General features: G+C 68.8%; 20 protein-coding genes. 8 read left to right on the forward strand and 12 right to left on the reverse strand.

Features of this window, described 5'->3' with window-relative positions; genetic code table 11:
- Window positions 1-15: 15 nt before the first annotated feature.
- Both BZB76_RS01825 and BZB76_RS01830 read right to left on the reverse strand, forming a co-directional pair.
- Complete coding sequence (locus BZB76_RS01825) at window positions 16-2,172, reverse strand: serine/threonine protein kinase (protein ID WP_246006701.1); 2,157 nt, start codon at window positions 2,170-2,172, stop codon at window positions 16-18.
- Window positions 2,165-3,253 (reverse strand): hypothetical protein, encoded by a 1,089-nt coding sequence (locus BZB76_RS01830; RefSeq protein WP_147449276.1) that lies wholly within the window; start codon window positions 3,251-3,253, stop codon window positions 2,165-2,167. Before BZB76_RS01830 ends, BZB76_RS01825 begins: the two co-directional genes overlap by 8 nt.
- A gap of 136 nt (window positions 3,254-3,389) precedes the next feature.
- Here BZB76_RS01830 and BZB76_RS01835 point away from each other — a divergent pair, with 136 nt between their 5' ends.
- A complete protein-coding gene (locus tag BZB76_RS01835; RefSeq protein ID WP_121432545.1) occupies window positions 3,390-4,034 on the forward strand; it encodes a DUF6962 family protein in 645 nt (214 codons plus the stop codon).
- A gap of 288 nt (window positions 4,035-4,322) precedes the next feature.
- On the opposite strand, the gene BZB76_RS01840 is transcribed toward BZB76_RS01835, so the two are convergent.
- Window positions 4,323-5,096 carry a class I SAM-dependent methyltransferase gene (locus tag BZB76_RS01840; RefSeq protein WP_211342775.1) on the reverse strand — a complete coding sequence of 258 codons (774 nt, stop codon included), beginning with the start codon at window positions 5,094-5,096 and terminating at the stop codon, window positions 4,323-4,325.
- A 138-nt stretch (window positions 5,097-5,234) separates the two neighbouring features.
- On the opposite strand from BZB76_RS01840, the gene BZB76_RS01845 reads away from it, so the two are divergent.
- A complete protein-coding gene (locus BZB76_RS01845) occupies window positions 5,235-6,599 on the forward strand; it encodes a hypothetical protein (RefSeq protein WP_121432546.1) in 1,365 nt (454 codons plus the stop codon).
- 58 nt (window positions 6,600-6,657) lie between these two features.
- Here the strand turns inward: BZB76_RS01845 and BZB76_RS01850 are convergent, their stop codons facing one another.
- Window positions 6,658-7,446, reverse strand: a complete 789-nt coding sequence (locus BZB76_RS01850; protein ID WP_246006702.1) for a chitinase — start codon at window positions 7,444-7,446, stop codon at window positions 6,658-6,660.
- 104 nt (window positions 7,447-7,550) lie between these two features.
- A complete protein-coding gene (locus BZB76_RS01855) occupies window positions 7,551-8,066 on the reverse strand; it encodes a lytic polysaccharide monooxygenase auxiliary activity family 9 protein (protein WP_121432548.1) in 516 nt (171 codons plus the stop codon).
- Window positions 8,067-8,482: 416 nt separating this feature from the next.
- Between BZB76_RS01855 and BZB76_RS01860 the strand changes: the two genes are divergently transcribed.
- From BZB76_RS01860 to BZB76_RS01875, 4 genes are all read left to right on the forward strand, one after another.
- A complete protein-coding gene (locus BZB76_RS01860) occupies window positions 8,483-8,938 on the forward strand; it encodes a hypothetical protein (protein ID WP_147449277.1) in 456 nt (151 codons plus the stop codon).
- Between the two features lie 188 nt (window positions 8,939-9,126).
- On the forward strand, window positions 9,127-9,795 hold the full coding sequence (locus BZB76_RS01865; protein WP_147449278.1) for a hypothetical protein: 669 nt from the start codon (window positions 9,127-9,129) through the stop codon (window positions 9,793-9,795).
- Between the two features lie 29 nt (window positions 9,796-9,824).
- Entirely contained in the window at window positions 9,825-10,700 is an 876-nt protein-coding gene (locus BZB76_RS01870) for an MBL fold metallo-hydrolase (RefSeq protein WP_121432551.1), read from the forward strand.
- Window positions 10,697-11,248 (forward strand): carboxymuconolactone decarboxylase family protein, encoded by a 552-nt coding sequence (locus tag BZB76_RS01875; RefSeq protein WP_121432552.1) that lies wholly within the window; start codon window positions 10,697-10,699, stop codon window positions 11,246-11,248. The genes BZB76_RS01870 and BZB76_RS01875 overlap by 4 nt, the downstream gene beginning before the upstream one ends.
- Before the next feature lie 3 nt (window positions 11,249-11,251).
- Here the strand turns inward: BZB76_RS01875 and BZB76_RS01880 are convergent, their stop codons facing one another.
- The 7 genes from BZB76_RS01880 to BZB76_RS01910 form a co-directional block, all read right to left on the reverse strand.
- Window positions 11,252-12,706: an aldehyde dehydrogenase family protein gene (locus BZB76_RS01880; protein WP_121432553.1), complete on the reverse strand. Its 1,455-nt coding sequence runs from the start codon at window positions 12,704-12,706 to the stop codon at window positions 11,252-11,254.
- Window positions 12,707-12,728: 22 nt separating this feature from the next.
- Complete coding sequence (locus tag BZB76_RS01885; protein WP_121432554.1) at window positions 12,729-15,026, reverse strand: CaiB/BaiF CoA-transferase family protein; 2,298 nt, start codon at window positions 15,024-15,026, stop codon at window positions 12,729-12,731.
- A gap of 3 nt (window positions 15,027-15,029) precedes the next feature.
- Complete coding sequence (locus tag BZB76_RS01890; RefSeq protein ID WP_121432555.1) at window positions 15,030-15,923, reverse strand: amidohydrolase family protein; 894 nt, start codon at window positions 15,921-15,923, stop codon at window positions 15,030-15,032.
- Window positions 15,924-15,935: 12 nt separating this feature from the next.
- Window positions 15,936-16,718, reverse strand: coding sequence for a DUF4286 family protein (locus tag BZB76_RS01895; RefSeq protein ID WP_121432556.1), 783 nt, complete (start codon window positions 16,716-16,718; stop codon window positions 15,936-15,938).
- Window positions 16,715-17,155: a Zn-ribbon domain-containing OB-fold protein gene (locus BZB76_RS01900; protein WP_170180472.1), complete on the reverse strand. Its 441-nt coding sequence runs from the start codon at window positions 17,153-17,155 to the stop codon at window positions 16,715-16,717. The genes BZB76_RS01895 and BZB76_RS01900 overlap by 4 nt, the downstream gene beginning before the upstream one ends.
- Window positions 17,152-18,303 carry a thiolase family protein gene (locus BZB76_RS01905; RefSeq protein ID WP_121432558.1) on the reverse strand — a complete coding sequence of 384 codons (1,152 nt, stop codon included), beginning with the start codon at window positions 18,301-18,303 and terminating at the stop codon, window positions 17,152-17,154. The genes BZB76_RS01900 and BZB76_RS01905 overlap by 4 nt, the downstream gene beginning before the upstream one ends.
- A gap of 132 nt (window positions 18,304-18,435) precedes the next feature.
- Window positions 18,436-19,119 carry a GntR family transcriptional regulator gene (locus BZB76_RS01910; RefSeq protein ID WP_121432559.1) on the reverse strand — a complete coding sequence of 228 codons (684 nt, stop codon included), beginning with the start codon at window positions 19,117-19,119 and terminating at the stop codon, window positions 18,436-18,438.
- Between the two features lie 373 nt (window positions 19,120-19,492).
- Between BZB76_RS01910 and BZB76_RS01915 the strand changes: the two genes are divergently transcribed.
- Both BZB76_RS01915 and BZB76_RS01920 read left to right on the forward strand, forming a co-directional pair.
- Complete coding sequence (locus tag BZB76_RS01915) at window positions 19,493-20,992, forward strand: ABC transporter substrate-binding protein (RefSeq protein WP_170180473.1); 1,500 nt, start codon at window positions 19,493-19,495, stop codon at window positions 20,990-20,992.
- 220 nt (window positions 20,993-21,212) lie between these two features.
- Window positions 21,213-22,220: an ABC transporter permease gene (locus BZB76_RS01920; RefSeq protein WP_121432561.1), complete on the forward strand. Its 1,008-nt coding sequence runs from the start codon at window positions 21,213-21,215 to the stop codon at window positions 22,218-22,220.
- Window positions 22,221-22,239 lie beyond the last annotated feature (19 nt).

Raw genomic sequence — 22,239 nt, forward strand, 5'->3', positions numbered from 1 at the left:
GTCCTGGAACCGGGGTCAGGGGCCGAGTAACGTCCTCGGGCGCACGGCGTTGGCCCTGTCCACCAGCGCGTGCCTCGCGTCGCTGTCCTCGGCGGCCTTGGCCAGCGCACGATAGTTCTGTTCGAGTTCCCGCCGCAGCGCGTCCCGGGTCAGGGGGACGCCGGTCAGCAGCGTGTCCGGATGCTCCTCTCCCCTCGCCTGCGCCCAGGCCAGCGCGGCCTCCAGCAGTTCGGCGACGAGCCCGCGGCGCCGCTCGCCGTCGACGCGGGCATGGTCGAGCCGTTTCGCGGCGTCCCGCAGGTCTTCCAGCCGCAGTTGGTGCGATGGCCGGCCGCGCAGCGTCGCCGCCATCGCCGCCAACTGCGCGGCACCATAGTGGCTGGACAGCGACGGCACATCGTCGAGCGCGTCGACCGCGCCGCTCCGGTCGGCCATGGCCAGCCGGACGCGGGCCAGCCCGAACGCCGCGCTGAGATAGCCGCGGTCGGTCCGCCAGACGCTCTCGTACCGGCGGGCCGCCTCCGGCAGGCCGCCCGAGCCCTCGCAGCAGAACGCCAGCGCCAGCTTCGGCGCCGCCTCGCCCGGCATCCGGTCGTAGAGGTCGTCGAACAGGGCCTCCGCCTGGGCGTACTCACCCGCGATCAGGGCGCTGACGCCCAGGTACCACTGGATCCGCCAGTCGGCGTCGCGGCCTTGGCGCTCGTCCGGCCGGGGCGGTTCGGTGAGTTCGGTGAGCAGCGCTTCGGCCTCGGGACGGCGGCCCAGGTCCAGATGGGCCTGGATCAGGACGAGTTTCTCCTCCGTCCGCAGGCCGGGGGGCTGCTCGTCGGCCCGTCCGGTCAGCGCCTCGACGATCTCCTCGGGTTCCAGCACCGTCAGTTCCACCAGTTCGGGATTGGGGTCCAGCTCGTCGATCGCCGGGATCGGCAGCGCCGCCGCGGCCGCCGCCGGGGTGAGCGTGCCGAGCGCGGGCCCACTCCGCTGGGACGCGATCTCCGTCCCGGCGGAGACCCGTTCCCGGCCGAACAACCGGGACGGCACGGGCCACGGATCGGCGTTGCGGGGAACGGACATGACCTCCCGCAGGACGCCGAAGAGCTGCTCCGCCATCTCCGCCGCGCCGCCGAACCGCCGCGCCGGGTCCGGGTGGGTGGCGCGGCGCAGCAACCGGTCATAGGAGTCGAACCGCTTCAGCACCGGCACCTCGTCGCGGGCGGGCAGGGTGTGCTCGAACTCGCCCGTGTAGTCGAAGTCGAAGCTGAGGACCGCCATGGTGCGGCCCACGGTGTAGAGGTCGGAGCCGATCGACGGCTTGTGCGCGGGCAGTTCCGGCGCGCCGAAGCCCTGCGTGCCGTAGATCGGCGCGTTGGGGTGCCGTCCGTCCATGCGCCAGGCCGCGCCCAGGTCGATGAGCGTGATCCGCTGCTCGCACTGCATGACGTTGGCGGGCTTGAGGTCGCAGTAGAGGATGCGGCGGGCGTGCAGGTAGTTCAGCGCCCACAGCATCTCGATCCCGTAGGCGATGACATGGTCGAGGGGGAGCACGGCCTCCGGGCCCTCGTCCCGGCGCCGGTCGTCGAGCAGCTCCTGTAACGAACGTCCGCCGACGTACTCCATGACGATGTAGCGCTGCGCGTCCTTCGCCCCCGCCGGATGCCGGACGAAGTTGTGGATCTTGACGATATTGGGGTGGCTCACCGAGGCGAGCGCCGCCCGCTCCGACTCGGGCACGTCGACCGCGTCCGCCCGGGTGTCGAGCAGGCCCTTCAGTACGACCCAATGACCGACGTTGTTGTCGTGCGCGATGTAGATGCGCCCCTGCCCGCCGTGGGCCAGGCAGCCCTGCACCTCGTACTGGCCGCCGACCATCTCACCGGGCCGGAGCGGCGGGACGGACTCGTCCCCGCCCGCCACCGGCAGCGTGGCCCGCTCCGGATCCCGGTACGGGACGGGCGGCACACCGGCCATCTCCAGCAGCCCGTACGGCGTGAGCCGCCTGGACGGCGTGTGCACCCCGCGCCCCGGGCCGGGCGCCGAAGGGCCGGGCCACGGCATCGTGGGCGGCGCCCCGGGAACCAGCGGCGGCGGGGCCATCCCGCAGTAGTCACAGAACCCGGACCGAACGGTCCCCTTGCCGCAATGCGGGCATGCGTCGACGCGGCGGCTATCCATCCTGCAGCTCCTGGATATAGCGCAGCACCGCCGACTCGGCCGCGTCGAGATCGCAGGGAGCGGTCCACAGCAGATCGTGGGCCGCTCGGTACAGGCCGTCGAGGCGCGCGTCCTCGGCGCGTCCCAGGTTCCGCGCCATCACCTGAAGCGATCCCAGGCGGCCACGGAGTTCCTCGCGCACGTCCAGGGGCTCCTGGACGTCGGCGAGCGCGGCCTCGGCCTGCGCCAATGCGGTGGCGGCGGCCCGCTCCAGCTCCGCCGCGCCCGCGAGCAGCCGGGCCCACCGGTGGCGTTCCCGGGGCTCGTCGGTCCCGGCGAGGCGAGCACGAAGCTCCTTCAGGCCCACGTCGGGCACCTCGGGCACCGGCGACGACACCTTCTGGACGGTCGCGTCCCGGACCTCCTTGGCTTTGCGGAGCGTCCCGTCGACGGACGCGAGCGCCGCCCGGACCCGGCCCAACGCGTCCTGATACTGGCGGCCCGCCTCGTCCTGCTCGGAGAACGCGCAGATCCACGCCTCGACGTGCGGGTCTTTCACGGTGACGCGCACCTTGCGGTCGGCGGACGAGTCGAACACGCGACGCGACCGGATGACGTCCTGATGGAACTGGTCCGACGCGATGAACGCCAGATCGCCGGACGTGTCCTGCAGCGTCCGCTTCAGCACGGGCGCGTCCAGCAGCCGGAACGCCTCGTTCAGCGCCGTGCCGACGACCCCCCGGGGATCATGATGGACATACCCGGCGTGCAGCGCGACACGAAGCCGGATCCGGGTGGCGGGGCTCGCGGCCTGGTTGTAGCGGCCCAGCTCGCTGGCGAGATGGAACGGCAGCGGCTCGACCAGCCGGGACTGCGGCCCCTCGGTCGGGACGAGGAAGAACGCCCCGTCGCCGCGATCTTCGTGGTAGCGGTCGTTCGCGTCGATCCCGGCCCAGGTGAAGGCCCGTTCCAGCACGTCGTAGAGGCCCCTGCGCATGTCCGCGCGCTGCGCGTCGTTGCGTCCCGGACGACAGAAGCTCTCGATGTCGACGCAAATGATCGCCCGGTGGACCCTCCTGTGCGAATACGAGGCAGAGCTCATGGAAAAGACTCCATGGCGCGGGCGTCGGATGGTGGACGCCCCACCCCCGCGGCGGCGCGTCCCTGGCGAGGTCACCGGCAATGGTATACGCGGAGTGGCCACGTAAAGTGTGTAATTTGGCCGGTACGGTGCAGGTATGCTCGCCGAACCCGCCCCGGCCCTGAGCGATCTCGCGCTCGGACTGATCGTGGTGGCGCTCGCCGTCCGGCTCCACCGCGTCCCGACGGTCCATCGGCACTGGCGCGCGTCCTTCTGGTGGGCCGGGATCGCGGCGCTGGCCGGATTCGTCCACCACGGCTTCGTGAAGTACGCCGACCGCTGGGACGGACCGAGCTGGGCGATCATCAGCGGCATGGTCGTCGTCGCCGTGTCCTACCTACTGGCGGCCACCGTCACCGAGGTACTCGGCCCCCGCCACCACCGAACGTTCTGGCTCCTCCGCTCCCTCGGCCTCATCGCCTACGCCGGCCTCGCGATCACCGGCCATGCCGGCGTCACGGCCCTCCTGGCCTGCGAGAGCCTGACAATGATCAGCATCCTCGTGCTCTGGGCCCGAGCCGCCCGCCACCACCACCCCATGGCCGGCCCGGTGATCATCGCTCTGGCCGCCAGCGGCGCCGCGGCCGGCACCAAGGCCCTCGACCCGGCCCTCACCGCCCACATAGGCCTGGACCCGACCTCCGTCTACCACCTGGCCCAGATAGCAGGCATGGTCCTCCTCTACCTGGCGATCGCCACCCCCCACCGCCCCACCCCGACCCCCAGCCCCGCCCCCGGCTGACCCCGCGCTTCAGCCCAAGACGACGCCCGAAACCAACGCACCACCCCAGCCGCCGGCGCCGCCCTCCGGGCAGAATCCCGCCGTACCTACCGATCAACACCCCTACATCCCCACGCCGCCCGCACCGGGCTTCAGCGCGAGGCGGCGCTCCCGGGACCCACACACTCGGCAAGCCGTCACCGGGCTCGACCCGACCTTCGGCTACCGACTCGGCCAGATCGTGAGCGTCGTGTTGCCGCACCTGGCGATCAGCACACCCCACCCGCCCTGTACCGCCCCCGCCCGGGTTCAGCGGAGGGCGGCGATGAGGGCGTCGGTGTGGGAGCACCAGAGTTGGCGGGCCTCGGTGAAGCCCTGTTCGCGCAGGGTTTCCAGGTGCCAGCGGGTGGTGGTCGGACGCTCGGCGCGGTGTCCGCCGTTCGGGTGGCGCGGGTCGCCGAGGAGGTCGAACCGGCGGCGGACCGGTTCGGCGAGGGCGGGGTCGTCGGCGACGCTCGTCCACCAGTCGGGCCAGTCGAGTGCGCCCGCGGCCTGTTCGCGTTCCCGGCGGGCGGTGTGGAACGTTTCCACGGCCGCGCTGATGCGGGGTGCGGACTCGTCGATCATGTGGTCGGCGTTCAGGAAGACGCCGCCGTGCCTCAGGACCTCCCGGATGCGGCCGTACAGCGCGCGGAGCGGCTCGGTGTCCAGCCAGTGCAGGGCGGTGGCCGTGACGACGGCGTCGTACCGGCGGTGCGGCAGCGCGTCCGTCCAGGACGGGTCGGTCAGGTCGGCGGTCACCAGTCGCACCCGGTCGTCGCCGGCGAAATGGCCGCGGGCGATGGTGAGCAGCGCCGGATCGATGTCGACGCCGGTGGAGCGGGCGCCGGGCAGGCGCTTCAGCAGCCGGTCGGTGATGCTGCCCGTCCCGCACGCGAGGTCGAGGACGTTCGGTTCCGGGCCGGTGAGCGCCTCGACCGTGTCGAGCATGACGCGGAAGCGCTCCTCGCGGTCGGGCATGTACCACTCCTGCATGCGGTCCCAGCGCTCCTGCCATACCTGCCAGGTGACCGTTTCCGTCACGGTGCCTCCTCCACATTCGACGCAAATCAGACGCAATTGCAACAGTATTGCAAGTAGCCGCCCAAGCCTCGGCCAAGGTCCGCGTAGCGCCGCCCGGCCCCGGGCTCACCGCCCGTACGGTCCCGGAGAGGGGGACTCGTGCTGAACAGAACCTGGAAGATCACCCTGGTCACGTGTGCGACGGTCGTCGCCGCCACGGCCGTACCGGCCGCGTCCGGCGCCTCGGAGCGTTGGGTCCTGCTGGACCATGAGGGCTTCGACCGTCCGTTGAAGGTGGACGCCGCCCCGTGGCGCCTCGACCCGCAGGGGCCGAGGAGCCCGTGGCATGTCGACCCGTTCGATGATGACGGCGAGGCCTGGACGAAGATCAGCGGACCGCTGTTCGCGCAGCAGCTCGCCACCCTGAACGTCTTCCGCAAGCGTGTCAGGTTCGGCCACCACGGCTGGCTGACCGCCGAGATCGCCGCCGTCGACAAGGACCGCGACGGGCGTCCCGACTCCCGGCCCGGCCTGTCGACCGCGTCCCTGCCGGGCGGTCAGAAGGCAGCGCGGATCTCCGAGCCGAGCTGGGACGCCGGGGTCCTTATCCGGCCCACGCGGCCACTTCCACCGCGCTACCGGGTGGAGATGACGTTGCGCGGCATCGACTTCGGCGGCAAGCGCAACGGCACCTTCCACTACAACGGCAAGCACAACGGCTATGCCCCGGGTGCTTGCAAGACCAGATATCCGTGGACGTTCCAGGGCGCGTTGCCCGGCAAGTCACGCTGCGAGTATCCCGACGTGACGCGGGAGAACGGGTTCTACTACCTGACGATCCTCGACTACGCGAACCCCGCCCCGCACGGCAATCCCGGCATTCATTACCGGCGCAAGGTCATCATGGACGGCTACTACGCTGACGACGCCCGCTGGACGAACGCCGGAACCTGCAATCCGAAGACCCGCCAGATCTACCGGACGTTCGACGGCACCTTCAACGGGATCAACGCCCTCTTCGTCCGTGGCGACAAATTCCGCGAGAAGTCCAACAACAACATCAGCAACGAGTACTACATCAAGACGGCCTGCGGAAACGTCTCGATGGACAAGCCCTACGGGCCGGGCGGCAAGTTCCGGCAGCATCTCACCAGCGCCGAAATACGTCCCGAACTTCTACCGAAATCCTCCTACCGCTTCGCCATAGAACGTGACAACACCGGCTACACGCTAGAAATGAGCGGCCCGTTCCTGCACACCGGGCAGACGACGTTGCGCGTCCACCATGATTTCGTGGAGAACGGCCGTCCGATCTGGCACTACAACCAGACTCCCACCGAATACGACGGCCGCTTCGACCGCAAACTCAAGCACATCGGCCCCGCCGGAACGTACACGACCGAACACACCTGGCCCAGGGGCTCGGCCTACCCGGACTCGTTCATCATCGGCGACCCGCACCTGAACTACTACGAGGGCTCCGCCTACGTCGACGACATCCGCCTGTACGTCCCCCGAAAGTAAAACGCGATCGGCACGCACAAGCGGGTGGCCATGTGCGTGCCGATCGACCACGCCACCGTCAGCAGGTCAGATTGCCGCCGGTGGGAACGCCGAGAATCTCGGTGAACTTCTTGTAGTTGTTCACCCGGCTCTGCACCTGGCCGGGGTTTCCGCCCCTGCATTCCAGGGCGCCGTTGATGCTGCGGATCGTCTCGCCGAATCCGCGGCCGTTCACCATCGCGTCGTGCGGGGTCATGGTGCCTGGACCGTTCTGCGTCATCCAGTACCAGAGGGCGCTCTTCCACGACACCGCCGCGTCCCGCTCCACCAACCACGGGTTGTTCAGCAGGTCGATGCCGAGCGCGTCCCCCGCCGCCTTGTAGTTGAAGTTCCAGCTCAACTGAATGGGCCCACGGCCGTAGTAGGCCGCCTGCCCGGCGGGGCACCCGTAGGGCTGGCTCCGGTCGCAGTAATGCGGATAGTTGTTCTGGTTCTGCTCGACGATATGGACGAGCCCGCCGGTCTCATGGCCGACATTAGCCAGGAACGCGGCCGCCTCCTGCTTCTTGACGGTGTCGGTGCCGGTATTGGCGAACGCGGGGAAGGACGCCATGGCGGCCGTCAAGCCGGAATACGTGTAGAAGGGATTGCGGTTCGGGAACATCTGGTCGAACTGCGCCTCGGTCACCACGAAGGCGCGGGTCTCGCGCGGGCCGGGCGGTCCGCCGCAGTCACCGCCGTGCACGGCGGCGGAGTTCTCCGCCGTCACGCATTCCACGGGCGCGGCCGCCGCCGACGACGGCAGGATGGCCGACAGCGTCCCCGCCGTGATCAGCGCGGCGCCGAGCAGCGTCAGGTTGCGTTGCAACTCATCACTTCCTTGGGAGCATTCATGCGATGTGGCCCACCGCATGGTGCGGGACGAGCCGGCCATCCACCGATTCCCGGAGCCTTCGAGGACTCCGGGGGAGGTCACCGCACGTTCACGTCGAGGCAGGCGTAGAAGGCGTTGCCCGTGTCGGCGATGTTCCAGACGGCCAGCACCGTCTGCCGGCCGCTGAAGCCGGCGAGGCTGACCGGGTGGCTGATGGTCGAGGGCGGCTGCTGGTTGTTGCCGCTGACGCTGGCGATCTTCCGGCCGCCGATGAAGTACTCGTAGTTCGTGGTGCGGTGCCGGGCCGTGAACGTCCAGGTGACGTTCATCGTCTGGCCGACGTCGGTGACCTTCCAGGCCTTGCTGTTGTCATCGAGGTCGCGGAACCGGCTACCGCCACTACAGGTACGGCCTCCCTTCGGGGCCTCGACACTCTGCGGCTCGTACTTGACTGCTCCGCACTGGACGATTCCCTTGGCGCACTGCGCCTGACGGCTCATCGGCGCCGAAATGTAGCCGTGAGCGAAAGCGGAGGTCGCCGGGATAACGGCGACGACGGGAGCGATTCCCACGCCCGCCGCCACGGCGGCGAGCTTACGGCTTGCGTTCTTCATGCGGGGGGTCCTTGTGTTGTGGGGTGGTCGTTTCTCGAGCCTGGCGGCTTTGGGCCGGGGAGATTACCGCACGTGTCCGGCGGCGCGGCCCGTGGATCGGTAGATGGAGGTGAGCGGGGCATGCGAACTCCATCTGATAGGAAACTTTCCTATCGGGTAGCTGAACGTTAACGCTCTGTCCGATTGCGGGCAAGTGTTCGCCCGCAATCGCCGAACGCCCCCACTGACCGGCGCAGGTAGTGACCCGCACCACCTCAACCGCTCCAACGAATTCGTCAGCTTCTCCAGGTTGATCGCACGATGATTGGCAACACCTGCCGAACGGATGCCCGAAATACCCTCGTGAACTGCGACGATTCCGGAAGGACCGGTCCCGCGCACGGCCTCCCGCGCCCGCGCTCGGCGGCGAGAGGGCGGTGGGCGGGAAGCCGGACACCACCCGCCGCCGTGACCGAACTTCGGCGCGCCGCGTGCGGTCGACCTGGGATGATCCGCTGATGTTCCAATTGATATGGACGGCCGCAGAGAAACCCGGTCCCGACGACCCGCTTCTCGCGGTCGTCGCCATGGTGGCGCTTGTCATCTTCCTTATCGGCTGCGTCGTGGCCGGGTTTTTTGCCTTTAGCGGACGATGGCGTTCCTGGTATCCCATCAAGTTGAACACGACGACTTCACCGCTCGTGTTCCCGTGGCCGGCCGGCGCCATGCTCCTTATGCTGCTCGCGGTGGGGCTGCATTACCTTCTCGATCCCATTCCGCTGTGGCTGGGAGCTTTCCTGGTCGGCTGTTCCGGACTTTTGTGCGTCATCGGCGGGATCTATCTCGTCCCGCCCCGCCGGTTACTGCCCGGGTGGCTCCGGGACCTTGAGTGATCGACACGATCCAGGCCTGTCTGGACGCCTGATCCGCCGACATGCCGACGGCCGGGCAGGTCGCTGGAGGTCTGGGCTGACAGGTCGGGGTGCTCTTATCCCACCCCCGGCGTGTGGGGAGGTATGGTCTGAAATGTATGGTTTGTAGTGAACCGTCTGGGGTGGGAGGGCGTATGGGGAGGCAGCCGTTGAGCTGTCCGTTCTTCTTCGCGGTGGGGCTGCGGCCCGTCGCGGAGGAGGCGGAGTTGCGGGCGCTTGTCGACTTCTATGACGCCGTCCACCTTGCGGAGGTCGTCCGGCTCAACGAGGGGTTCGTCAGTGCGGCGCGGTACGAGTTGACCGAGCCGCTTGATGATGACTCCGTGCCCTCGCTGTTGGCGGTCTACGGGATCGGGAGCGAGGACGCCGCGCGGCGGTTTCTCGATCGGCAAGGTGAGCGGCGGCCCGTGTACACGCCTGGGCCGCCGTTGTTCTACAGCGCTCCCGTGGTGTGGCGGATGGTGTGGGAGGCCGCCGGGTCGACCGGCGTGGACGATCTGATGCCCGGCAAGATGGCCATGATCGGGATGGATCCCGCGGCCGATGCCACCGAGGCCGAGATCGCGGAGTTCGACGACTTCTATACGCGTACCCATCTGCCCGAGATCGTTACGGGGCTCGGGTACGACCGGGGCACCCGGTTCCTGCTCTGGCACGAGTTCACGCATCCCGCGCCCGGTTGTCCCCGGTACAACGCGGTGTACGAGGCAGAGGACCCGAATCCGCGCCCGCCGGGCGTGCCGCCGCTCTCGTCCGGGCCGCGGGCCTGGGAGGAGCGCCAGGTCAGGTGGCGGGTGAAGTACCGGCGGGCCGCCTGAGCGGGCGGCTCTTCCAGGCAGGGAGAGACATGTCATCGGTGACGATCGGGGTTGGGCGGACGCGGGTGTCGCATGTCAGCGACGGCGTGGCTCGGGGGCCGCGCAAGTACTGGTTCACGGGTGTGGATCCGGCGGAGTGGATGCCCGCCGTGGGTGTTTCCGAGCCTGACGCGGCGTTCACCGTGACGTTCGGCGGGTTCGTCGTCACGGGTGATGGGCATGTCACCGTCGTTGATGCGGGCTACGGGCATCGGGCGCATGAGGTCCCCGGGCTTGCGGACGCCGGTGAGATGCCCGCGGCGATGGCCGCGCTCGGCATCGAGCCGGGGGACGTCGACCAGGTCGTCATGACGCATCTGCATTCTGATCACTGCGGGTGGCTGATCAAGGACGACGAGGGCGCTCTCACGTTCCCGAACGCGACCGTATTCATTAATGAGCGCGAGGTCGCCTATTGGACGAGTGATGAGGTCGATGCCATCGCGTTCAATTCCAGTGTGGCCGGTGAGGTTCGGCCGCGGCTTCGGGCTGTGAAGGACGCCGGGCGGTTGCACACGTTCGACGGTGAGCTTCGGTTGTCCGATGCGGTGAGTGTGCTGCCTACGCACGGGCACACGCCGGGGCATGTGTCGGTGCTGGTCGCGGACGGTGATGAGGCCGCGATCCTGGCCGGGGACGTCCTGCATCATCCCGCGCACGTGGATCATCCGTGCTGGCTGCCGTCCGTCGAGTACGAACCGGCGGAGTCGACGCGCAGCCGGAAGCGGATCGCCGCTCTCGCGGCCGATCGCAAGGCGAAGATTCTCGCTCCGCATTTTCCCCTTCCGACCATCGTCGACGTGGACCGTGGCCCGGACGGTCACGTGCGGAGCACCCTGACCCACGACGTGGAGGACGCGACATGACCGACCCGCGCATCAGCCCTGTTGACGTGGACGCCTACCACCGGCTCGAACGCGAACTGTTCGGTGATGAGGCGCTCACGGGAACCGCCCATGTGTCCCGTACGTGGGCGCACAGCCCCGGGCTGACGAAGGCGCAGCGTCCCCTACAGAACTACCTGCTCGGTCAGTCGCCGCTTCCCGCACGCGACCGCGAGCTGGCCATTCTTCGCGTCGCCTGGCTGAGCCAGTGCGAGTACGCCTTCGGCCAGCACGTGCGGATGGGTGGGGCCGCCGGGCTGACCACGGAGGAGATCGAGCGCGTCCCGCAGGGCCCGAGTGCCGAGGGCTGGACGGAGTTCCAGTCGACGCTCCTCCAGGCTGTCGACGAGTTGCACGCCCACGGCCGCCTGACGGAACCGACCTGGACGGCCCTGGCCGAGACCTACGATGAGGCCCGGCTTCTGGACCTCATCGCGGTCATCGGCCGTTACTGGACCGTCGCCGCGATGCTCAACACGGTCAACGTCCAGCCGGAACCCGGCCTGCCCACCTTCCCGCCGAACCGGTAGGGGTCAGCCGACGTCGATCGCGAGGGTCTTGACCTGGCTGAACTCGTCGAGGACCCAGTGGCCGCCGAGCCGGCCCCGGCCGGAGCGGCGGCCGGCCGCGCCGCCGAACGGCATGCTGTACTCCCAGAAGTTGGAGGTGTCGTTCACCACCACCAGGCCGCAGTCGATGCGCTCGCCGATCTTGAAGGCCTTGGCGAGGTTCGTGGTGAACAGCGCGCCGACCAGCCCGTAGTCACCGGTGTTCGCGGCGGCGAGCATGTCCTCCTCGTCGTCGAAGACCGAGAGGGAGGCGACCGGGCCGAAGGTCTCCTCGGTGAAGAGGGCGGCGTCACGGCCGACGGAGGTGATGACGGTGGGCGGGAAGTAGAAGCCGTCCCGGTCCTGGATGCGCCGGCCGCCGGTCACGACGTTCGCGCCGCGCTCCTGGGCGTCCTGGATCAACCGGTCGTACCGGGCGATGCCTGACTCCAGGTGAACGGGGCCCATCGTGACGTCGGGGTCCAGCGGGGAGCCGATGACGGTGTCCGCGGCCCGCTTAGCCAGCAGTTGGGTGAGTTCGTCCGCGCGGGACGCGGCCACCAGGACCTTGCCCGCCGCGCTGCACACCTGACCGGCGTTCCAGAACGCGGCGTTGGAGATGGCCGCCGCGGCGACGTCCAGGTCGGCGTCGTCGAGAACGACCATGGGTGAGTTTCCGCCCAGCTCCAGGAGGAGCTTCTTGTCCCAGGCGGCCTGGGCGATGGCCCGGCCGGTCCCGCTGCCGCCGGTGAAGCCGACCGCGACGATTCCGGGGTGCGTCACCAGGTGGCTCGCGACCTCGACCTCTTGGGTGATGACCAGTTGCAGCAGTTCCTGGGGGAAGTCCGCCGTCAGGAGGATCTCCCGGAACTTCGCCGCCACGACGGCCGTGGTCGGAGCGGGCTTCCACACGACGGCGTTGCCGGACGCGAGGGCCGGGCCGATGTACTCGACCGGGATGTTCACCGGGAAGTTCCACGGGGTGATGACCGCCCACACTCCCAGTCCCTCGCGGCGGACGATCACCCGCTTGTTCTCGTCCTGCACATGCGGGACCTCACCGCCGTGGGCGAGCAGGTTCTCCGCGGCCATCTCCAGCCCGCGGACGGCGAACAGGATCTCGCCCAGGGCCTCGGCGAGCGGCTTGCCGTGTTCGGTGGAGAGTACCTTCGCGAGTTCCTCGTGCGAGGCGTGCAGCGCCCGCGCCGCCGAGCGGCACCATTCGGCGCGGGTGGCGGGACGTGCGCCGCGGGTCTTCTGGAAGGCCGCCGCGGCGCTGGCGACGGCGGCGTCCACGTCGGCGACCGACGCCGCCGCCAGATCGGTGAAGGGCCGTCCCTCGGCGGGGTTGGTCGCCGGGTAGTGGGTGTCGGTCTCGCGCCACGATCCGTCGATCCAGGACGAGAAGAGGTCGGCGCCCGAAGGCGTGGTGACTGTCATGGTGATCCTTTCCTCGGCGCCTTCATGGTCGGTCGGCGGGCAGGGCGGCGTCCATCTCGATCAGGCTCGCGAGTACCGCCTCCTGGTCCTGCCCGAGGTTCGGTGCGGGAGCCGGGTCCGGTGGGGTGTAGTCGCGCATCGTGAACGGGAATCCCTTGCGGCGGGAGTTTCGGTCGCCGAGGAAGACCCGCCGTTCACGGAATCGTGGTTCGCGTCCGCGTTCGGCCGCCGAGAGCACCGGCGCGTTGGCCACGCCCGCCTCGGTCAGCGCGTGGACGCACTCCGCCCGTGGCCGGGCGCGGGTCCATGCCTCGACCAGTTCGTCGACGAGGGCCTCGTGCTCCCACCACCACTGTTCGGATCTGTCCGTCAGCACCGCGGGGGCGATGAGGTTCGCGAGCGCGTCCCGGTCGGCCTGGCGGTGACAGGCGATCGCGACCCACTGGCCGTCGCCCGCGCAGGGGTAGACGTCGTGCGGGGTACCGCCGGGACGCCGGTTGCCGGTGGGCTCGGGGACGACGCCCGTCGCCGCGTGCTCCGCGATCCGGTCGGCGAGCGTCCAGGTGATGAGTTCGCGCTGTGAGACGTCCAGGTGGACGCCGCGAACGCCACGCTCCAGGCAGTAGGCGACGAGCGCGGCGCCGAAGAGGGACGCCGCCTGGTCGGGGTAGTTGACCTCGCCGGACGACCACATGGGACCACCATCCGGGTATCCCGTCACGGACGCCAGCCCCGAGAGGAGATCGAGCGTCGATCCGTACGACCGGCGACCCGCCTCGGGTCCTTCCTGCCCCTGGCTGGAAAGGGACAGGTAGACGAGCCGTGGATTGATCGCGCGCAGGGTCTCGAAGTCGGCCCCGAGCCGTCTGGTCACGCCGACGGTGAAGTTCTCGATCACGACGTCGGCGCGGGCGGCGAGCCGGTGCAGCGTCTCGCGGTCGGCCTCGGTCTTGAGTTCCAGCACCACGCCCAGCTTGCCCGCGTTGTTGGACTCGAACATGGGCGAGACGTCCAGGCCGTTCGTGCCCGGGGCCTGGCCCGCCACGGGCCACTGCCGGAACGGGTCCGGATGGCTCGCCGACTCCACCTTGATCACCGTGGCGCCGTAGTCGGCGAGCAGCCGTCCGGTGGCCGCGCCCGCCGTGATCGTTCCAAGGTCGAGGACGGTCACGCCGGCCAGTGGGGCTTCCTGGCCGTTCGGGGGCGGCGGCGCCGGCCGTGCGGTCCAGGTGGGGACGGCGTCGTTGAGGGCCGGGGGTGGTCCGGAGCGCCAGGGCAGTCCCGTGGCGCGGGCCGGGGGGCCGACCGGCGCGGTCGTTCTGCCGTCTTGGCCTGGGCCGCGAAAGAAGCCGCGCGATCGGTACTGTCCGTCTTCGCGCAGGTCTTCCAGGTCGGCGCTGAAGCCGACGGCGAGCCCGAGCGCCTGTGCGCGCTCGTAGATCGTCCGCTTCGGCAGGTCCGCCGCCCATCGCTCGATCACCGGCCACCACTGCTCCGGATCGTGAGACGACGTCGGCGCCGACCCGTTGACCAGTTCGATCAGCACGTCCCACTGGTCGGGATGGAAGATGACGCCGACCCAGCCGTCCGCCGCCCGGACGATCCGCCACTGCCCGGCCGTGGCTCCGGTGCGCGTCGGCGCGGTACCGGCGACGGCGGTCTCGATGTCGCTCTTCCAGTCGATGTACGCCGCGACGTCGCAGAGGGCGACGTCGACCACGTCGCCTCCGCCGCCGAGCGCGCGGCGGCGGAGGGCGAGCATGGCGCCGAGGAGGCCCGCGAAGGCGCCGGCGTGCGCCGCCTGTTCCCCGCCGAGACTCAGCGGGGCGCGGTCCGGCTCGCCGATCATCGCGGCGAGGCCCCCGTGGCACTCGGCGAGCAGGCTGTCACCGGGGTGGTCGGAGCGCGGGTCGTCGAGGCCGGCCGCGGTGATGCTCACCGCGACAAGGCCCGGCCAGGCGCCGCGGATCCCCGGCGCGGTCAGCCCGGCGGTCCGTGCCCGGGCGGGGCCGAGATCGGTGAGCAGGACGTCGGCACGTTCCAACAAATGGTTCAGCGTCGTCCGGCCGTCCGCCGTGTCGAGGTCGGCGACCACGCTGCGCTTGTCCGCGTCGAGGCTGGCGAACGTGAGGCCGACGCCGTGCCCGTCCAGCGGGGGCCGCGTTCGCAACGCGTCCCCGCCGGGCGGCTCGCACAGGATCACCTCGTGTCCGAGGCCCGCCAGGAGCCGCCCGCAGATCTTCGTGGCGACACCGCCGGACAGCTCGACGACCCGTAGCGCGTTCGGGTCGCCGCCCCGTTCCTCGTCTGGGGGTTCCATCGGCTAGCGCGCCGTCTCGGTGGCGCCCGGGTCGGTGCGCTCCCACTCGAAGCCGCCCTCGGGACGGGGCCAGTTCAACACCTCGACCGCCGTCCGGCCGAGGATCCAGACCTTGTCCTCCTCACTGAGGAAGTCGAGCGTGTACCGGACGTGGTCGAGGTTCTCCCGCCAGGTCGCCCCGCGCACCCGCGTCGTGTCCGACGCCCACATGAGCCGCTGCGGCCCGTAGGCGTCGTAGACGCGGCGCAGCGTCGGGGTCAGCGACGGGTACGGGTACGGCTCGGACGTGTAGTCGGGGATCGCGGAGAACTTCATGTAGACGTTCGGGTACTTCACCAGCGGGAAGATGTCGTCGATGTACGCCCACAGGTCCTGGGTGTCCGGATCACCGATGATCAGGCCCATATGGTCGACGATCAGCTTGAGGTCGGGGTGCCGTTCCGCGATCCCGGCGACCTTGCGGACCTCGGGGCCGTAGATCAGCAGCATCAGCGGGATGCCGAGCCGTTCCGCGGCCTCCCAGAACCACGGGAACGTGTCGACGTCGATCCAGTCACGGCCGCGGAAGTCCGGGTAGCTCATCCGGATACCGCGCATGTAGGGGTTGTCGAACCAGCGCTCGATGCGCTCGCGGTCCGGGTCCCACAGGTTGAACCTGCCCATCACCCCGAAACGGCCGGGGTGCTCGGCGGCCCAGCCGAGCGCCGGAGTGTTGTCGTCCCCCGCCCAGATGGCCGGGACGATCGCCACGGCGTCGATGCCGAGCGCGTCCATCCGCGGCAGGATCTGCTTCGGCGTGGACTCCGGTTTCCCGTTGTAGGACTCCCCGATGTCCGGCCAGGGCCGGTCCGGAGTGTTGGGCAGGAACATGTGGATCTGGGTGTCGAGGATGAACATGCCTTCCCCCTCTTAAGGTCGCCGAACGGATGCTCCGGCCGGGGACGTCTCCCGTGGAACGGACGAGATGTGCCGGTACCAGAGCCGCCACGGCGTCGTCTTCCTCGGCCAGGAGGCGGGGCCCGGGGTCCAGGTGCCCGCCTTCAGCAGGCGCATGGTCGTGGAAATGTCCTCGTCGGTGGCGCCCGGCTGCTCGTAGACGACGAGAAAGCGCGGGCAACGAGGCTCTGGGTATTCGAGGGTCCGCCGCAGCTTGTACCGGGTCCCCCGGCTGAAGCCGCCGATGGACACCGCCTCCGGCATGTGGACGCCGGTGTAGAACTCGTCGAACTCGTCCAGGTCGTCGCCGATGTCCGGGGGCGGCTCGATTCCGATGACGTAGATCGCGCCCGGGGTGGTCGTCGCGGGCGCGCTCTCCGCGACCTTCTCGTAGACGACCCGCCAGCGGTGGGTGAGCAGGTCCGGCCAGAGCGGCGGGTCGTTGGAGTAGCGCGGACGGGTGCCCTCGGGGGCGGTCGTCCCGGCGAGGTACTGTTCGACCGCCTCCTCGCTCTCGACCTCGTACGCCGCCAGGTACGACGCGCCGAAGTCACCGCGCTCGTCCGGCAACTGGAGGGCGTAGCGGTGCGCGGCCGTGAACCCCGGATATCGCGCGAGGACCTCGGGAACGTGCGTCTCGTCGTAGAACCGGTTGAACCGCGCGAGGTCCGCCGGGTCGGAGCTGCCGAAGTCGAGCGCGATCCAGTACAGGAACCTGTTCGAGAACGGCAGCTCCGCGCTGGTGGGACGGGTCATGCGGCGGGCTCCGGGCTTTCCACGGCGAACTTGAGGATCGTCCGGTCGCTGAAGCCCGGCTGGAACACCGCCCGGACGGGCAGGTCGAAGGCGAGTTCGTCCGGCGGGTCCACGAGGGTGCTGATGACGGGCGGCCCCTCGTCGAGCTTGATGTAGGCCACCAGGTAGGGCCTGACCCCGTCGAAGGCGCTGAGGTACCGCTGGTGCATCCGGAGCCAGGACCACAGCCGGCCCTTCCCGCTGACCGCGCGCCAGGTGAAGGAGCCGGACAGGCAGCGCGGACACACCTCGCTGTCGGGGAAGCGGTATTCGCCGCACTCGTCGCAGCACTGCAACCGCAGTTCGTGCGCGGCCAGACCGTCCCAGTACGGCCGGTTCTCCGGGGTGATCTCCGGTAGGAGCTTCTCGTATTCCTCGGCGATGCTCTGGACGTTCATCGGGCGGCCGCCTCGTCGTTTGTCAGGATGTGTGAGGTGACGATCGGCGACGCGCACATGTACTGCACCGTCGCGCATCCGGGCACCTGCCTGGCGCCGGCCTCGCCGCGTAGCTGGCGCACCGCCTCGACATGGTGCGCCCAGCCCTGCATGTAGCTCTCGCTGGTATGGCCGCCCGCCGTGTTCAGCGGGCGCGCGCCGTCGTAGTGGATCTTCTTCTCGTCCACCCAGCGCCATGCCTCGCCGCGCGGCGCGTGGTTGAAGCCTTCGAGGGTGAACAGGATGGTGGGCGTGAAGTTGTCGTAGATCTGCAAGCAGTCGACCTCCTCCGGCGCGATTCCGGTCTGCCGGTAGAGCCGGCTCGCCACGTCCTGGCAGGCGGAGTAGAAGAAGTCCTCCGCGGTGTAGTGGTTGGTGACGTGCGCCATGCCCGCCGTCCCGGCGACGCGGACCGGTGGCTTGCGCAGCGACCGGGCGCGCTCCATCGAGGTGACGATGAAGGCGACGGCGCCGTCGTTGATGAGGCAGTAGTCGAGGAGCCGCAGCGGTTCGGCGATGAACCTGGACTGCATGTAGTCCTCGCGGGTGAACTCCTCCTGGAACACGGCGACCGGGTTGAGCGCGGCATGGCGGCGGTTGTTGACCGCCAGCGGAGCCAGCGCGTCCTCGCTCGCCCCGTACATCCCCCGGTAGCGCTGGTACATCAGGGCGACGTAGGCGCCCGGGGAGGTCATGCCGTACATCTCGTCGTAGGCGGCGGTCGGGCCGCCGCCGTCGCCGCCGTACGTCACCTTCGCCGACCGGCCGTTGTTGCCGTAGACGCAGGCGACCACGTCGACGGTGCCGCTCGCGATCAGCGCGACGGCCTCCTGGAGGGCGAGGCCGCTCATGCGGCCCGTGCCTTCGAGGTCGTGGACGAAGCGGGGGTTCCGGAGGCCGACCACGGTGGCCAGCCGGTCGTACTGGACTCGGGAGCAGATCAGGCCGTCGATCTCGTTCTTGTCGATTCCGCAGTCCTCGATCGCCTCCCGCAGGGCGCCGGCCGCCAGGGCGTAGGCGTCCCGTGGACGTTCCGTCTTCGCGTAGAGGGCACGGAAGTCCGACTGCCCTACGCCAACGATCGCGATCTCAGCTGACTCGTGCTGCATGCGTCTCTCCGGTCGGTTGGCCCTTGGTCGCCGGTCCGAGTTCGGGCACGATCGTTCGGGCACGATCAGTTCAGGGTTCGGCGTGGCCCGGTCAGGCCGGGTACGCGACGAACCGACGCCCGCCCGGAGCGGTCACGCTCCCGAGGCTCGTTCTTCTTCCAGCTTCGCGACGGCCGCGAGCGCCGACTCCTTCGCGGCCTCCACGTGGTGCCGGGCGAGTTGCGCGGCGCGGGCGGCGTCCCGGTCGGTGATCGCCGCGACGAGGTCGCGGTACTCCTGGTCGGATCGCTCCCGGCGGCCGGGAATGCTCAGTGACAGCCGGCGCAGCGCGTGGATGCGCGCGTGCAGCGGCGCGAGGGTGGACGCCAGCAGGGCGTTTCTCGCCCCCGCCAGCAACAGCTCGTCGAAGTGGTAGATCGAGGCGAGCTGGTCGTCGTCGCTCTTGCCCGGACGCGTGAGCTTCACCAGCTCCAGGACCTCGCTGTCGGTGGCGCGCTGGACGAAGAGCGACACGGCCTCTGACTCCAGGGCCGCGCGCACCTCGTAGAGCTGCCGGACGTCGTCGCTGCCGAGCACCGCGACCCGTACGCCCTTCTTGCCCGACGTCTCGACGAGGCCGAGGGCCTGAAGGTGCAGGACCGCCTCGCGGATCGAGGTTCGGCTCACACCGGTGAGCTCCATCAGCTCGCGTTCGGTGAGCCGGCGTCCCGGCGCCAGCGTGCCTTCGAGGATGGCCTGTTTGACCCTGCGCACAACGAGCTGCGGCACGGTCTCCGCGGGGCGGTCGATCCGCAGGTCCGGTCCGGTCTCAGTCATGCTGTCTCCTCGATTTTGTATGACGTAAGATAGTCATACACGAATCCCACGGTCAACCTCCACGGGATGTGTCCGAACCGTAGCTGAACGACTAAGCTGCTGGTCAGAGACCAGATCGTTGCCATCTCGACAGACCATCTCGCTTCTGGATATTGACTCGGCATAGTACGTCTGCTTTCGTACGTCATACAAACTAGCCAAAACTTGGTCGGACGGGACGACCTTCTGTCCACAGTTCGCGGAGCACGGCAGCCACGGACACCCACCGACCTTGTTCCGGGCAAGAGCTCCCATCCCACCCGCACCAGCGTCTTTCTAAGGAGGAAGGATGTTGAGTCGATCGGTAGGCAAGGGACAGAGGAGACATCTCCGGATGCTCGCGCCCGTGGTGACCTCCGCCTTGGTCATCAGCCTTGCGGCCGCATGCTCATCGGGCTCGTCGGAGAAGAAGGGGGCCTCGTCCGGCGGCACGCTCCGCGTGGGCGTCGTCGCCAGTACGATCTCCACCCTCGACGCCTACGCCAACCTGAGATCCCAGGACTTCTACGTCCGCAACGCCACGATGTTCGAGCCGCTCGCCCACCGGAAGAAGGACGGCGGCTTCGAGTGGGCGCTCGCCACCGGCATCACCCACAACGCGGACAACACCGAGTGGACCGTCAAGCTCCGTCCGAACGTCAAGTTCCACGACGGGAGCACGTTCGGCGCGGACGACGTCATCGCGGTGTTCCAGCGCGTCCTCGACAAGAAGAACGCGCTGATCGAGCGCAACTACATCGACTTCATGGACCCGAAGGGGATCGAGAAGGTCGATGACCTCACGGTGAAGTTCAAGCTGGCCGAGCCCTACGGGCCGTTCGAGTTCGCCGTCACCAACAGCAACATCATCTTCTACAAGAAGGGCTCCAAGCCCGAGCAGGCGATGGGAACGGGCCCGTTCCAGCTCGTCTCGTTCACCCCCGGGCGGGAGACGGTCGTCAAGAGGTACGACGGCTACTGGGGCGAGAAGGCCAAGGTCGACCAGGTCAAGATCATCAGCTTCAAGACCGCGGAGGCCTCGACCAACGCGCTGATCGGCCGCCAGATCGACGCCAGCTCCAACATCCTGCAGACCTCGCTGCGCACGATCGAGAAGACCCCCGGTCTGAAGATCATGAAGAGCGATGTGAACCTGAAGGTCTCCATCGGCATGCGCGCCGACACCGAGCCCTTCAAGGACGTGCGCGTCCGCCAGGCGATGCGGCTGATCATGAACCGTAAGCTGGCCCTCTCCAACGCCTTCGACGGCCTCGGTGAGCTGGCCAACGACCACTCGGGCTTCAACCGCTGTCTGCCGGCCGTCCCGCAACGGGAGCAGAACCTCGAGCAGGCGAAGAAGCTGCTCGCGGACGCGGGCAAGTCGAACCTCAGCATCAACCTGGAGACCGCGGCGAACAAGCCCGGCATGCTCCAGCTCGTGCAGATCCTGGCCGAGGAGGCCAAGAAGATCGGCGTGACCATCAAGGTGCAGAAGATGGAGCTCGGCGCCTACCTGGAGAAGTGGGGCGAGCGGGTGTTCTACACCGGTTACGACACGCGTCCCTACCTGGAGGGCGTGCCCGAGATCATCAGCAACGACGCGGTGCTCAACCACACGCACTGGAACGACGCGGAGTTCAAGTCGCTGGCCAAGAAGCTCTACGCGACCTCCGACCCGAACGAGCAGTGCGAGATCGAGAAGCAGATGAAGAAGATCGAGTACGACCGCGGCGCGAGCATCCTCACCGCGACCAACCCCACGGTGAGCGTGTACTCCTCGAAGGTGAACGGCCTCATCCCCGAGTTCCCGTCGGGGAACCTGTACGACTTCCGCAAGGTCACCATCGACCAATGAGCAGGTAAGGCGGTGTCACAAGAACCGGAGCTCGCCTCCTCCGACATCGAGTTCGCGGGGAGGCGGCTCCACGTTCCACCGGCACGGTGTCGTGGCTGGGGAGTGTCCACTCAGGACGTTTCGAGCCGGAAGGCGTGCTGGGCGTCGCTCGGACCGGACGGAAACGAGCCGACACCCCCAGCCAGGACGACGACCGGACACGTTGAACGGGATTGCTGCAATGGCTATTGAGACGACGACCGAAAACGCGGTCAAGGCCGCCCCGACCCCGGACCGCTCACGGCGGACCGCCCTCGCGTGGCTGATCGGCCGGCGTGCGCTGATGGGCCTGGTGACCTTGTGGTGCATCTCCGTCATCGTCTTCGTGGCGACGCAGACGATGCCGGGCGATGTCGCGAAGATCATCCTCGGGCCCTCGGCGACCGCCGACCAGGTGGACCAGCTGAACAAGAACCTCGGGCTCGACCAGCCGCTGTTCAGCCAGTACTGGGACTGGCTGCGCAACGTCCTCACCGGCGACATGGGCAACTCGCTGGTCAGCGGTCAGCCGGTGTCCGAGCTTCTCTCCGAGCGGATCTTCAACTCCGCGACGCTGACCGTGATGGCGATGGTCCTCATCCTTCCGCTGTCCCTGCTGGTCGGCCTGCTCGCGGCCGTCTTCAGGGACAAGTTCTTGGATCGGTCCTACCTGGGGACCTCGCTCATCGTGACCGCGACTCCGGACTTCGTCCTCGGCAGCCTCGTGGTGGCCGTGTTCGGCACCGTCGTCTTCAAGGTGCTGCCCCCGGTCTCGCTGATCCCGCCGGGTGACGTGCCCTGGCAGCATCCGAAGGAACTCGTGATGCCGCTCGCGGTCATGGTGCTCGTCGGCGTCACCTACCTCTCGCGTCTCGTGCGCGTCTCCTTCATCGACGTGATGGAGAGCGAGTACGTCCAGCTCGCGATGCTCAAGGGCCTGTCGATGCGGCGGGTCCTGTTCCGGCACGCGTTGCCGAACGCGCTCGCGCCCAGCATCCCGGCGGCGAGCATCATGGCCGCCTACACCATCGCGGGCTCGGTCGTCATCGAGTACCTGTTCGCGTATCCAGGCATCGGTTCGGCGCTCGTGGACGCCGTCGCCGGCCACGACCTGCCGATGATCCAGGCCATCATCATGCTGATGGCGGCCGCGTTCTTCTGCTTCAACCAACTCGCCGACGTGCTCGGAACCCTGAACAAGTCCCGCTGACGAAAGAAGGAGCGTGCGG

The organism is Actinomadura pelletieri DSM 43383 (assembly GCF_003634705.1).
GTDB classification, from domain to species: domain Bacteria; phylum Actinomycetota; class Actinomycetes; order Streptosporangiales; family Streptosporangiaceae; genus Spirillospora; species Spirillospora pelletieri.

Coding starts and splice junctions, on each gene's coding strand:
- BZB76_RS01825 (WP_246006701.1), bottom strand. CDS start 2,172: ATGGATAGCCGCCGCGTCGACGCATGCCCGCATTGCGGCAAGGGGACC.
- BZB76_RS01830 (WP_147449276.1), bottom strand. CDS start 3,253: ATGAGCTCTGCCTCGTATTCGCACAGGAGGGTCCACCGGGCGATCATT.
- BZB76_RS01835 (WP_121432545.1), top strand. CDS start 3,390: ATGCTCGCCGAACCCGCCCCGGCCCTGAGCGATCTCGCGCTCGGACTG.
- BZB76_RS01855 (WP_121432548.1), bottom strand. CDS start 8,066: ATGAAGAACGCAAGCCGTAAGCTCGCCGCCGTGGCGGCGGGCGTGGGA.
- BZB76_RS01870 (WP_121432551.1), top strand. CDS start 9,825: ATGTCATCGGTGACGATCGGGGTTGGGCGGACGCGGGTGTCGCATGTC.
- BZB76_RS01875 (WP_121432552.1), top strand. CDS start 10,697: ATGACCGACCCGCGCATCAGCCCTGTTGACGTGGACGCCTACCACCGG.
- BZB76_RS01880 (WP_121432553.1), bottom strand. CDS start 12,706: ATGACAGTCACCACGCCTTCGGGCGCCGACCTCTTCTCGTCCTGGATC.
- BZB76_RS01885 (WP_121432554.1), bottom strand. CDS start 15,026: ATGGAACCCCCAGACGAGGAACGGGGCGGCGACCCGAACGCGCTACGG.
- BZB76_RS01890 (WP_121432555.1), bottom strand. CDS start 15,923: ATGTTCATCCTCGACACCCAGATCCACATGTTCCTGCCCAACACTCCG.
- BZB76_RS01895 (WP_121432556.1), bottom strand. CDS start 16,718: ATGACCCGTCCCACCAGCGCGGAGCTGCCGTTCTCGAACAGGTTCCTG.
- BZB76_RS01900 (WP_170180472.1), bottom strand. CDS start 17,155: ATGAACGTCCAGAGCATCGCCGAGGAATACGAGAAGCTCCTACCGGAG.
- BZB76_RS01905 (WP_121432558.1), bottom strand. CDS start 18,303: ATGCAGCACGAGTCAGCTGAGATCGCGATCGTTGGCGTAGGGCAGTCG.
- BZB76_RS01910 (WP_121432559.1), bottom strand. CDS start 19,119: ATGACTGAGACCGGACCGGACCTGCGGATCGACCGCCCCGCGGAGACC.
- BZB76_RS01915 (WP_170180473.1), top strand. CDS start 19,493: ATGCTCGCGCCCGTGGTGACCTCCGCCTTGGTCATCAGCCTTGCGGCC.
- BZB76_RS01920 (WP_121432561.1), top strand. CDS start 21,213: ATGGCTATTGAGACGACGACCGAAAACGCGGTCAAGGCCGCCCCGACC.